This is a genomic window from Methylobacterium sp. Leaf125 (genome assembly GCF_001423085.1).
Classification (GTDB): domain Bacteria; phylum Pseudomonadota; class Alphaproteobacteria; order Rhizobiales; family Beijerinckiaceae; genus Methylobacterium.
The window spans coordinates 1-11,703 of record NZ_LMNU01000033.1 but is presented as its reverse complement, the minus strand read 5'-3'; the positions used below and the strand labels follow the sequence as shown (position 1 = coordinate 11,703).

Sequence of the window (11,703 nt, the reverse complement as noted above, 5' to 3'; positions counted from 1 at the left end):
CGCTTGCGCCATCACGCGCAGGCTGCCTAACCTCTCACCCCAGATGGACCAGAGCCTCCGCTCCTGAACACCGCTGAATGTCCCAAATCATCTGACGACGGACAGGCATCCCGCACCCGCGCGACGTCCCCGGGGTCCGTCTCGGGGCCCTGAAGGAAGCGGCAATTGCGGCCGAGGATCTCGTCGCGCGCGTAGCCCGTCAGCTTCACGAAAGCGTCGTTCACGTAGACGATGGGATTGTCGGGCAGCCGCGGGTCGGTGATGACCATCGGCATGCGCGTCGCGCGGACGGCGGCGGCGAAGGGGTCGGAGCCGACGACGGTGCTGGTGATCTCGGCGTCGATCCGGGCGCCGTCCTCAGTGTCGTTCAAGCTACGCCAATCCCGTTGATCGGAATCGTTCTAGTGAACAATCCCGATCAGTCCAGGGGTAAGGAAGTCACATTGAGGTTCGACGCACCCTTGGCGGAGGAAGGCACCCACGGCTTCCCATTCCTGAAAAAACCCTACTCGGTGGAGGATCTCTCGCGCACGCTCCGGCGCGCCGTGTCGGCAAGGGACCGCCTGCAGCGCTGAGGCATCGGCGGCCGGCCCTGGTCACCTTACCGCAGGGAGAGGCTGGCTCTCGTTCTAAGGATGGCCCGTTCCGAGGAAGCTCCGGACTTCCCGCAAGGCTGCAAGGGCATCCATCTCGCCCCACAAGGCCTGGATGGCCTCGGACGCATCGTACCCCGTCCGAGAAAGGATGCGGACCGTGGCGGCCTGGGCGGAGGAGGACGCCTCGGCCTCGGCGATGCAGGCGCTCAACTCCGTCAGGCATGCTGCCCGGTCAAACCCTGGTCGTGAGGGTATCCTGATGGGCATGGTCGCCTCCCGGTACACGATGTGGTCGACTGCATCCGGAGCCGACGCAAGTACAACGTATGAAACTATACAATGGTCCGTTCCCGCATGATTGAACCACGTCCTCGACCCGGATCGACGTATCGACGGAACGGGCATCTCCGCATTTTCTCTGTAGTGACCGCCATCGGTTTGCCGTGAATGCCTCGGAAGAGAATGCAGGGCGAACCGAGAGGCGGTTCGCGTGCCCCAAGCTTCCCAAGACATGACCCAGACGATTGACGGCCAGCCCCCCGCATCCGTCGACCTGAGCTCGTGCGACCGCGAGCCGATCCACATCCTCGGGGCCGTCCAAGGCTTCGGCTTCCTGCTGGCCGTGTCCCCGGACTGGATCGTGGCGCGGGCGAGCGCGAACGCATCGGAGTGGCTGGGGCGTCCCGTCGAGGCGATGCTCGGCCTGCCGCTGGACGAGCTCATCGACAGCGAGGCTATTCACGTCCTGCGGGGTCACCTTCAGACCCTGCGCGGCCCCGATGCCGTCGACCGGGTGTTCGGGGTCCGGTTGCTGCTGGACCAGCCCCTGTTCGACGTCGCCCTACACCTTTCGGGCGGCTCCATCGTCATCGAGGCCGAACCCAGCGCGCCGGAGCATCTCAGTGCCGGCAACCTTGTGCGCAGCATGGTCACCCGTCTCCAGCAGACAGCCGGGTTCGAGCCGCTCTGCCGCGAGGCCGCCCGGCAGATGCGGGCGCTGACCGGCTTCGACCGGGTCATGGTCTATCGCTTCGCGCAGGACGGCTCGGGTGAGGTCGTCGCGGAGGCGGTGCGCTCCGGCCTCGACCGCTACCTCGGCCTGCACTACCCGGCCTCCGACATCCCGAAGCAGGCCCGCGCCCTCTACGAACGCAACTGGCTGCGCATCATCGCCGACGTCGACGCACCCGGCGCCGCGGTGGTGCCGGCGCGCGACCCCGACGGAGCGCCGCTCGACCTCTCCCTCTCGACCCTTCGCACGGTCTCGCCGATCCACCTCGAATACCTGCGCAACATGGGCGTGGCCGCCTCGCTGTCGGTCTCGATCCTGCGCAACGGTCGTCTCTGGGGCCTGTTTGCCTGCCACCACATGGAGCCGCGCCACATCTCCCTGGAGCGCCGGACCGGCGCGGAGCTGTTCGGGCAGATGTTCTCCTGGATCCTGGAGAGCCGCGAGCGCGAGGTCGAGGCCGCCCAGGAGGGCCGCTCGCGCGAGATCCATACCCGCCTGATGAGCGCGCTCGCCTCGGGCGGGACCAGCCTTGAGGAGCTCTCCGGCTTCCTAGACGAACTCTCCGGCATCGTGCCCTGCGACGGCATCGGGCTTTGGGTCAACGGCGAGGTCACGCTCCAGGGCGCGACGCCGACGGCGGAGGAGTTCGCCGGCCTCGTGCGCTTCCTCAACCGGACGGCGGCGAGCCGACCCTATGCCATCGACGAGATCGGGCGGGTGCACGAGCCTGGACAGGACTTCACCGAACGCGCCGCCGGCATGCTCGCCATCCCGGTCTCCCGTACCCCGCGCGACTTCCTCGTGTTCTTCCGCTCCGAGGTCTCGCGCACGGTGACCTGGGCAGGCAATCCCGAGAAGCCCGCGATCCCGGGCCCGAACGGCGTGCGCCTGACCCCGCGCAAGAGCTTCGAGGCTTGGCGCGAGGTCGTGCACGGGCGATCCCTTCCCTGGGCCGAGGTCGAGTTACGGACCGCCGAAGCACTCCGGGTCACCCTGCTTGAGGTCATCCTGCGGCTCACGGATTCGGCCGAGAAGGAGCGCAAGGGCGCCCAGGAGCGGCAGGAACTCCTTATCGCCGAGCTCAATCACCGCGTCCGCAACATCCTCAACCTGATCCGGGGCGTGGTCACGCAGAGCCGCTCCAGCGAGCTCAGCGGCGAGGAGTTCGCGGCCCTGGTCGGCAGCCGCATCCAGGCCCTTGCCCGGGCCCACGACCAGATCACCACCTCGAACTGGGGGCCTGGCTCCCTGCGCAACCTCATCCTGCTGGAGGCTGGCGCCTATCTCGGCGACAAGGCCGACCGGCTGGTGCTGGAGGGGGGCGACGTCCTCCTGGAGCCGCAGGCGTTCTCGACGATGGCGCTCGTCGTGCACGAGATGATGACGAACTCAGCCAAGTACGGCGCTCTCTGCGACCGGCACGGCCGGGTCGACATTCGCTGGGAACGCGACGCGCTCGACTACCTCGTCCTGCACTGGCGTGAGAGCGGGGGACCGACGGTGCGCGCACCGAAGCGCCGAGGCTTCGGCACCACCATCATCGAACGGTCGATCCCGTACGAACTGCAAGGCACGGCCGAGATCCGATACGAGCTCACCGGCGTCGAAGCCCGGTTTTCGCTGCCGCCGGTGTACCTCCGGGCCGCCCCGCCTGTCTCCGCGTCCCCCGTCAAGCGCGAGCAGCCGGCGGTTCCGCTTCAATTGACCGGCACGGTCCTGGTAGTCGAGGACAATATGATCATCGCCCTGGAAGCCGAGGAGGTGCTGACCGCACTCGGCGCCGGGACCGTCGACATGGCGGCATCGACCCGGGACGCCCTGCGCCTGATCGAGGCATCGCCGCCCGACCGGGCCCTCCTCGACGTCAACCTCGGTTCCGAGACGAGCATCGCGGTCGCGCGTCGGCTGGTCGAACTCGGCATCCCCTACGCCTTCGCGACGGGCTATGGCGAAAGCTTCAGGATCCCGGCCGACCTCGGAACCGTGCCTGTAGTCAAGAAGCCCTACGACGCCGATGCCCTGCGGCGAGCTTTCGCCGTCTGAGGGCTCTGAAGTCTGACGGTTCGTCGCGTCGCCCAATGCAGGGCAGCCCCGCGCTTCATGTTGCGATGCAACACAAAGCGCTGGCGAGCCGTTGAGTGGACGCTACCCTCGCATCGCCGCGTGAGGGACGGCATCCGGTTACCCGTTCGTGGAACGAGGCTGGGATGCTGCCACCGCCCGGGAAGTCTCAAGATGCGCCCAGCCTACATTCTCGCGACCTTTGCCATCGCCGCCCTGCCGCTTCCGGCGCTCGCCTCTTCCTGCGCCGAGCAGATCGGTACCATCGAGCGGCGCCTCGACAGTGCCGGTGCCATCCAGGTCACCGGCCTGCAGGAAGGCCATACGCTGCGCACCGGTTCGCCCCGTGGCATCCAGGCGGCTCGCCTCGACGCACCGAGCGACCTCGCGATGGTCTCGACGGCCACTCACGTGGCGGAGGCCCGAACCCTCATCCTCCGTGCAGTCGGCGAGGACCGCAGCGGCGACAAGCGTGCCTGCGAGAACACCATGAGCGAGGCCAAGGGCATGATCGGTGCATTGCCGTAGTCCCGGCAGGACGGGGTCGGTTCGGCATCCGCCGGATCGACATGGCTGTGACCTGGGAGCGCCTTGCCGATGCTCGGACCCGCTGAATTCGAGGACATGCGGCTGGATTTCCTCGCTGCCGAGCAGGCGCGCCTGTACGACGTCGCCTTCGCCAGCCTGAACCGCTACTGGACCAGCCGCGGCGCGACGTCCGTTGGGAGCGTCACGCGCATCTGCGAACTGGTCTACGAACGAGCCGCCGAGCGCCATCCTTCGGACTGGAAGGCCATTGTCTCGGAAGCGACCGCCGAGGCTGGCTTCCAGGTGCGATGGCACGGCGACGAGGTGGTGTCGCTTGAGGCCAAGCCCTGAGCGAACGACACCTTGGTTCCGCAAGTCGGTCCACCGGCTTGCGGCTTCGATGGACCCGGAGCATGATCGCGGACGAAAGGGGCGGGCCCATGTGCGCGCACCGCAGTCATCCGCAGAAGTCCTCGATGCCCGCCATCTCGGGCATTGGGACGGCCTCGCCCTTCCGCGGCTGCCTGCATCATTCTGCGAACGACGATATGCCCGTGCCGGCGCAGCGACCGGCACACGTCGGGCGTACGTTGGCCTTTCTTGTCTTGGGACGACTCTTGCTCGGGGCCGGGGGCATCGCCCTTATCTCCGTCGGTACCAGCCTGACCGGGTGCGGCCGATAGGTGCCATCCAAGTTGGACGTCGAGTAGGCCAAAGGAGCCGTACGCGGTGGCACTCCTAGAGCGTTTTCCAGCCTTGCCGATAGAAGCAGATGAGCCAGTCGTCTGGCACCCGTTTCATGTGCCTAAGTCTGCTTAAGCACAGCACGCCTCCGATAGCAGCCGGACTGCTTTCCAACCAACCCAGACGTAGAGCGGACGAACGGATCCCGACCCAACCACGCCGTAGAAGTTGGTCGATAGCAAACCCAAAAGCAGCCATCCATCCGGCGGTTGGAGGCGTCCGAGCGCTTGGCTGACTGCGCCATAGACGCAGCGATCCACTCTCGTCGCGTGGCCAGACGTAATTAGATGCTCATCGAGAAGGTTGCTCAGTCGTTCCAGGCGAACAGAGCTGTCGTTCTTGCCCGGCAACGGGAACACCTCCATCACGAGGGCCTTCGCTTTTCCTCCGACCACCCCGAGCCAGCGCCCGATGCCGAACTTGATGGAGTCCAGCCTGCGTGCCGCCGCCGAAGGCCTTGTCGCGCTGGTGGCGGCCTGCAATCGATTGCGCCTTCCGAGGACGCAGCACCCCTTTGTAGTCGGTGTCCACGCGCCGATGCGCGAGGAGTTGACCCTGCGGGATTTGCCCGTGACCGGAACGATCCCGGTGGGGCTCGAGGGCCGCTACCTCAAGATGGGCGCCAACCCCGCCCGCCCGACGACGCGCGGCCACGATTGGTTCCTGGGCGACGGCATGGTGCACGGTCTCTGCATCGAGGACGGAAAGGCCCTGTGGTACCGTAACCGTTGGATCGGCTCGCATGCAGTTTCCGCAGCGCTCGGCCGCCCCGCTGCCCCGGGGCCGCGCCGCGGCGACGACACCGTCAACACCAATGTCGTCGCGATCGGCGGCCGCGCTTTTGCCGTGGTCGAAGCTGGCAGCTTTCCCGTCTTTTTATCCGAGGACTTGGAGACGCAGCGCTACGATACGTTCGACGGCACCCTCGCCGGTTCCTTCACGGGGCACCCGCATCGCGATCCGGCGACCGGTGAAACACATGCCATCGCCTATGACGGCCGCGTCTGGGATAGCGTGCGCCACGTCGTCATCTCGCCCCTGGGCCAGGTCGTGCGTGACGTAGCAATTCCAGTCGAACACGGCCCTTGCATCCACGATTGCGCGATCACAACCCGCTTCATCGTCGTGCTAGACCTGCCCGTCACCTTCTCGATGCGGGCAGTGCTGGCAGGACACCGCTTCCCGTTCCGCTGGAACCCGGCCCACCGCGCCCGCGTCGGCCTGCTCCCGCGGCATGGCACGGCCGCCGAAATCATCTGGTGCGCGGTCGAGCCGTGCTTCGTCTTCCACGTTGCCAATGCTTACGAAGACGCTGATGGGCGGGTGATCCTCGACGTCATCACCTACGATAGGGTGTTCGCCTCGGCAGGTGGCGGCCTCGATGCACCGGGCCGGCTGGAGCGCTGGACAGCCGACGCCACGACGGGGCGGGTCGACCGCCGGGTGATCGATTCCGCGGCGCAGGAGTTCCCCCGGATCGACGAGCGTCGCTTCGGGCAGCCCCACCGATACGTCTATACGGGCTCGGTCCCCGCCGACGGCAACACGCAGCTCTTGGGCGCGACGCAACTCTATAAGCACGATCTGGAGACACGGGAGCGGCGCGTTCACGAGTTCGGCCCCGACCGCGTACCAGGCGAGTTCGTATTCGTGCCGGCGAGGCCCGAGGCTGAAGAAGACGAGGGCTGGCTCGTCGGGCTCGTCGTCGACACGGTGAGTGATACGACCGACTTCGTCATCCTCAACGCGCGCGCATTCGAGGCGCCGCCCGTCGCCGCGGTGCACCTGGGGCATCGGATCCCGCCGGGCTTTCATGGGAACTGGTTTCCAAAGTCGTGGGCCGAGTGACCGTCTCTGGATGCTTCGGCAGTTGATCCGCTTTCCTATGTAATATCTCATGGGGCGCAGGATTGTCCCGTAATGCCCGGGAAGCCGAAATGCCCGTTGCGAGCGACCCGAAGCCTGCCGTCATCCAGGATCACGGAGGAAAGCCGTTCCTCCCCGGCTTCGTGCCCGGACCGCTGGGACCGACAGGTCTCGCTGCCATCGATGCCTACCAGCGGGTAGAAAACGACCTCTCGGTCGGCCAGATCTACCTGCTCGACAACCCGCTGCTGCGGGAGCCCCTGTCCCTGGGACCAGTTAAGCCGCACCTACTTGGCCATCGAGGCAGTACGCCCGGCCTCAATTCCATCTATGCGCACCTCAGGCGCGCCCTTCGATTGCAGATTATATGAGGGTGAGCTTAGCTGGCTGGACGGGCTCGGCCGCAAGCCGTTGAAAAATTCCAAGTACGGACTCGGGTGACGCCTGCGTTGCCGCCCCCTTGGCTACGTCATCCTGGGACCACATCCAGGTGCGTGCAGGGTCGCTCCGCATGGACCAGGCGGGAAACAGTCGCTCGGTCGCATCCGCATAGACGAGACGCGTGATCTCCAGGTGCCGTTCGTCCTGGACGATCCGCGCATAGGTCGCATCGAGAGCGTCTGCGTTGCCCTCCAAGAGCTGGAGATAGATGTCGCCACGACAAACCAGAGCGCCGGTCAGACCGTCCCGCGTGTTGCAGCGCCGCGATTGGGTGAGGATGCGATCCAGGGTGGATTGATCGAATCCGAACGGACGGGACGCATAGACGAGCTGCACGAGCTTCATTTGGCCAGCCTCCGATCGCGTTACCTTCGAAACCTTGGGGTCACCCGCAGGAGGCGGTTTGGGTGTCAGCCCGCCGCCTTTCTTCCAGGCCGATCTCGAGAAGCCGCTGCGCCAGCAGGACAGCCGTAGGCGCGTCGACGGCGGAGGCATCCGCGCCGACCCGCTCGACGAGTTCGGGATTGTCGAGGAAGACAGGCCCCCCCACCATGATGCCGACCGAACGGTTCCGGGAGACGTCGCGGATCGACTGGATCGAGGCCGTGAGCCCTTCGATGCGGGTCTCGCAGCTCAGCGTGAGTCCGACGACATCGAACGACGTCGATCTCACGAGGCTTGCGATCTGCCCCGGGCTGGACGCCAAGCCACTCGTGACCTGCCATCCTGCGACCTGCAGGAACTGCTCAACGACGGCCACGCCAAACGTATGCAGCTCGCCCGGTGCCCCCATCAGGAGGGCCGCCCGGGCCTCGTCGTGAGCGGAGAGCTTCGTTTCGGATCGGTATTGCGATAGGAGCAGCTGGAGGCGGGCAACGCCCACGGTCACCTCGATGAAGTCGCAGAGGTCCTCGTCCCATAGGCGTCCGAGCAAGGAGGCGGCCGGTGCAAGGAGTTCGAGGAACATGCTCTCGGTCGAATGGCCTTTGGCCAGGTGATTCCTGACGGCGTCCGAAGCGGCCGAAAGATCCGAACCGAGGAGGAGCTGCGTGAAGGCTTCGATCTGTTGCGCGTCAGGTTTGGCGAGCGGAGCGCTCGCCGCGGGCGCAAGCTGCGGGTGAAGCAGCTTCAAACGCGGGATGATGTCTGTTTCGACGATGCGGCTGAGAGCCAGGGCGCGCTGGCGGCTGTCCTCGGCCGTGCGTTTGCGCGCATAGGCAAGGCGAACCTCCGAGACCCAGCCGGCGGGTCGCGCCGACGGATCAGTCCACGCAGTGGTGGACAAAGCGAGGTTTGACATGGTCCGCTCCCCCGAACGCTCTTCCTGTGCCGGGGCGATTGTCGGTCGATGGCCGTGCGCCTCTTGGACCCATCAGAGCGCCGCGCCGACGGAATGTAAAGGCGCTCGCGAAAAGTTCCCGGCTCGACGTGTGCTTTGGTCCGCTCGACAATCCAGAGGGGGTATTCTTGTATCCGCCCCGCGCGCGCTCATCGATCAGGACATCGACGCTACAGGGATATGGCTGGAAAGTTGCCGAGCGCTGCCGCGACTACAGGCGCCCGAGCGTATGGAGTGGACCCGTGTCGAGTTGCTGCAGGATGCGCGTCAGGGCCGCGATATTGTCCTTGTCGTCGGTGCTTTCGAGGGCGTCCTGCAAGACGACGCGGATGTCCTCGGCTTCGACCTTCTCCATGTCCCAGTTAGGATAGAGCCGCTCCCGCTCTTCCTCACTCTGGCTGAGCGTGACGAGATCGTGATGGCGGGGATCACCCTGGAGGCTCGCGACAAGATCTTGCATCTGGGCCGCCGGCCCCTCGATCCATTGAAAGAAAATGCCACTGCCGAAGACCAAAACTCCGGTGATGCCGCGAGCGAGATTGTTCCGCTGGGCCGCCTCTACGATCCGGTCGACCTCCGCGTCATCGACGCCATCGGCGGCACGGCTGCAGTAGACGAAGTGATACAGAGCGGGCAGAGCGCCTTCGTCCAACTCAGCGCCACGGAGAAAGCCGTATTCGTCCAACATGGGTGGACCCTCTCCAGGGATGCTGGACGAGCCGTTCTGCCCAGCATGAGGACGGCAGGATAGCGCATCTCACCGGATTTGAAACTGGACTTGGTTGCCCAGGTCTTTGCGCCGATATCGCGGGTTCTCCCGCGTGATGGGCCCGTCAGCGCGAACAGCCTCGGCCAATCCCGCCTTTCACGTACCCCTTGAAGGACTGTCTCGAACATGAGGCGCGAGCGCGTAGCGAGGTGACAGCATCCGTTACCGAGTCTTGCTGCCCAGCTGGGAGGCTTCGAACTGAAGAGCGCTGTCTTCGGGTATCTATGGTTTCAACCTGGCACGCAATTAGCTAGCGCCGCAGCTGATTGCCGCTTCCACGGGGCTGCTCCACAAAAGCGAACTGGCAGGAAACCACCAACCCAGTCGTAGTGCGGACTGACCGAAGCCGACCCAACCTAGTCGTACAAGTTGCTGTGGACGCAGCCCACAAGCGGCCGTAGGCTCGGGATCCAGTTAATACCGGAGAAATGATCTCTTGCTAACGTAGCGTGTCACAAATCTTAGAAGATCTTCTACAGCCTGAAGCAGTCACTTCACCGGCGCCCCACGATCAGCATGTCATGTCCTATTAGGACTGATCGATTTGTGAGCCCATCGCGTCGACAGATGCAAGTTTGCGCCGGCGGTCCCAGGGCAAGACGGCTGAACCTTTCAGGGCGCAGGCAGTCGTGCCCACACCCGATAATAGAAGCGCAAAGCAGATCCTATTTTAGACGAGCCTTGCGATCCATTCGTTTCAAGAGCGATGCGTTTCAGCGCCCCTGCTGCGGCATCAACGAACGAGCCTGTTGGACGGCATCGCGGCAGGACTGATCGCCCTTTGCATTGAGGTCGGTCGCGCGCTGCAGGGCGGTCTTGGCCTGAGAGACCTTGTCCTCGGCGGACAGGTTCGCCGAGGCGGTCGGTTCACCACCCTTCGACGCCTCGACGGCGGCGGTCGGCTTGTTCTCGGACTGGGCCCGGACGTCGGCCAGCGAAGTGGCGATCCGCCCGCTTGCAACCGAGACGGCTTGGCCGGTTCCAGCCGCAGCCGCGACGGGCCCCGAGACGCCGCCGACCGTGCCCGGCGATCCGCCCGTCGCCCGGGACGCCTCGCCATCCTGCGCGCGATCCGTCTCGGCGTTACCAATGGGCTTGGCCTTGGATCCGGCTGTGCTCGCGGTCTGGTCGGCCGACCCGTCGTTCGGTCCCTTACGCTGGCCGGTATCGGGCTGCGAAACGGGCGCCTCCATGCCGACCTGGGTCCCAAGTTCGCGCTTGAGCTTGGCGATGTCGTCGGAACAGGGGCCACCCTCCTGTGCGTCGGCGGCGACGTTCATGAACCCGAGGGTCGAAAGGGCGGCGGCGCCGCAAAGTATCTTAAAACGTGACATTTTCATCCTTTGATCGCTCACTCGACCAACACGGATGTTTTTATTAAGTTCAAGCTATAGGGTTTAATTTATACAGCACGTGCGGATATTTCGATGTGCTCATTGATAAACTAAATGCAGTGCTCTTAGATTGCTCCAAGCACAATGCATTCTTATCTGGACCCATCACGTCAGATGACGAGCCGGTGACGTGCTCTTCTCAGTACACATAGCCGTAGGCCGGGTAGCCGTAGCCATAGGCGGGGGTGTAGCCATAGCCGCCGTAGTACCCCACCGGACGCCCATACCCGTAGCCGCCGTAGCTGTTCGCCACGATGGCACCCGCCGCGAGGCCGGCGATGCCGAGGCCAATGGCAGCGCCTGGGCCGATGCGGCGACGATAGCCGTAGCCGCGACCGTAGCCGCCGCCGTAACCACGATACCCACCGTATCCGCCGCGGAAGCCGACACCCCGGTAACCGCCGCCGTAGCCGTAGCCGCCGTGGCCGTATCCACCGCCCCAGCCGCGAGCTTCGGCGGGTGCCGATGCCAGCAGGCCGAGGCCAAGCAGCGCCGTTGACGCAAGTGCGAGCTTGCGCATTCGATAGCTCCTATCTTTCGAGGTGTGGGCCAGAAACAACCTCGCCTGCTCGACCGTTCCGGCGTTAGGCGTGGTACAACACGTCACAGGGTCAGTAGCCGTTGCCCCCATGGTAAGCGTCGTAGCCTATAGCCGGCGCGAACCCGTTCGACGCCGTGGCCGGCCCTCCCCAGGTGTAGCTCTGTCCGCTTGGATAGATGCTGGCATGATCCTCACGACGAGCAGCGTGAATGCGGATGCGGCCGTTTTTCCCCGTTCTGGAAAAATTCGAACTCTTCTGCCCTGAGAAAATAGTCAGGATAGACGGCATGATACGCATGGACGCCTCCGGCTTAATCTGAGAGCCCGTCCGATAAGGGGCTGAGGCAGGGTTGAGTGGCCGGGATGGCAGTGATTCCAGGAGGGGGCTGAAACCTGACCTGGATCTGCCATG

12 protein-coding genes and 2 pseudogenes are annotated in these 11,703 nt (G+C 65.1%); 6 read left to right on the top strand and 8 right to left on the bottom strand.

Annotated elements, in window-relative coordinates; genetic code table 11:
• Window positions 1-104: 104 nt before the first annotated feature.
• A pseudogene (locus tag ASF58_RS26205) lies at window positions 105-371 on the bottom strand (PAS domain-containing protein); the annotation flags it as partial.
• Window positions 372-443: 72 nt separating this feature from the next.
• Here ASF58_RS26205 and ASF58_RS27560 point away from each other — a divergent pair.
• Entirely contained in the window at window positions 444-575 is a 132-nt protein-coding gene (locus ASF58_RS27560) for a hypothetical protein (RefSeq protein ID WP_280137561.1), read from the top strand.
• 54 nt (window positions 576-629) lie between these two features.
• Here the strand turns inward: ASF58_RS27560 and ASF58_RS18425 are convergent, their stop codons facing one another.
• On the bottom strand, window positions 630-806 hold the full coding sequence (locus ASF58_RS18425; protein ID WP_156375789.1) for a hypothetical protein: 177 nt from the start codon (window positions 804-806) through the stop codon (window positions 630-632).
• A gap of 301 nt (window positions 807-1,107) precedes the next feature.
• On the opposite strand from ASF58_RS18425, the gene ASF58_RS18420 reads away from it, so the two are divergent.
• The 5 genes and pseudogenes from ASF58_RS18420 to ASF58_RS25300 all read left to right on the top strand — a co-directional run.
• Window positions 1,108-3,651, top strand: a complete 2,544-nt coding sequence (locus tag ASF58_RS18420) for an HWE histidine kinase domain-containing protein (protein WP_055955803.1) — start codon at window positions 1,108-1,110, stop codon at window positions 3,649-3,651.
• 192 nt (window positions 3,652-3,843) lie between these two features.
• Window positions 3,844-4,197 (top strand): hypothetical protein, encoded by a 354-nt coding sequence (locus ASF58_RS18415; protein ID WP_055955800.1) that lies wholly within the window; start codon window positions 3,844-3,846, stop codon window positions 4,195-4,197.
• A 69-nt stretch (window positions 4,198-4,266) separates the two neighbouring features.
• Window positions 4,267-4,548 (top strand): hypothetical protein, encoded by a 282-nt coding sequence (locus ASF58_RS18410; RefSeq protein WP_055955797.1) that lies wholly within the window; start codon window positions 4,267-4,269, stop codon window positions 4,546-4,548.
• An 804-nt stretch (window positions 4,549-5,352) separates the two neighbouring features.
• Window positions 5,353-6,789 carry a carotenoid oxygenase family protein gene (locus tag ASF58_RS18400; RefSeq protein WP_055955792.1) on the top strand — a complete coding sequence of 479 codons (1,437 nt, stop codon included), beginning with the start codon at window positions 5,353-5,355 and terminating at the stop codon, window positions 6,787-6,789.
• 122 nt (window positions 6,790-6,911) lie between these two features.
• A pseudogene (locus ASF58_RS25300) lies at window positions 6,912-7,163 on the top strand (hypothetical protein); the annotation flags it as partial.
• 7 nt (window positions 7,164-7,170) lie between these two features.
• On the opposite strand, the gene ASF58_RS18390 reads toward ASF58_RS25300, so the two are convergent.
• The 6 genes from ASF58_RS18390 to ASF58_RS26200 all read right to left on the bottom strand — a co-directional run bounded on the left by ASF58_RS18390 (window position 7,171) and on the right by ASF58_RS26200 (window position 11,589).
• Window positions 7,171-7,593, bottom strand: a complete 423-nt coding sequence (locus ASF58_RS18390; RefSeq protein WP_055955786.1) for a BLUF domain-containing protein — start codon at window positions 7,591-7,593, stop codon at window positions 7,171-7,173.
• Window positions 7,594-7,633: 40 nt separating this feature from the next.
• Complete coding sequence (locus ASF58_RS18385) at window positions 7,634-8,548, bottom strand: cobalamin-dependent protein (protein WP_055955784.1); 915 nt, start codon at window positions 8,546-8,548, stop codon at window positions 7,634-7,636.
• 250 nt (window positions 8,549-8,798) lie between these two features.
• On the bottom strand, window positions 8,799-9,275 hold the full coding sequence (locus tag ASF58_RS18380) for a BLUF domain-containing protein (protein ID WP_055955782.1): 477 nt from the start codon (window positions 9,273-9,275) through the stop codon (window positions 8,799-8,801).
• Window positions 9,276-10,069: 794 nt separating this feature from the next.
• Window positions 10,070-10,636, bottom strand: coding sequence for a hypothetical protein (locus ASF58_RS18375; RefSeq protein ID WP_244477394.1), 567 nt, complete (start codon window positions 10,634-10,636; stop codon window positions 10,070-10,072).
• A 253-nt stretch (window positions 10,637-10,889) separates the two neighbouring features.
• Complete coding sequence (locus ASF58_RS18370; protein WP_055955776.1) at window positions 10,890-11,270, bottom strand: hypothetical protein; 381 nt, start codon at window positions 11,268-11,270, stop codon at window positions 10,890-10,892.
• Between the two features lie 91 nt (window positions 11,271-11,361).
• Window positions 11,362-11,589: a hypothetical protein gene (locus ASF58_RS26200; RefSeq protein ID WP_156375788.1), complete on the bottom strand. Its 228-nt coding sequence runs from the start codon at window positions 11,587-11,589 to the stop codon at window positions 11,362-11,364.
• Window positions 11,590-11,703 lie beyond the last annotated feature (114 nt).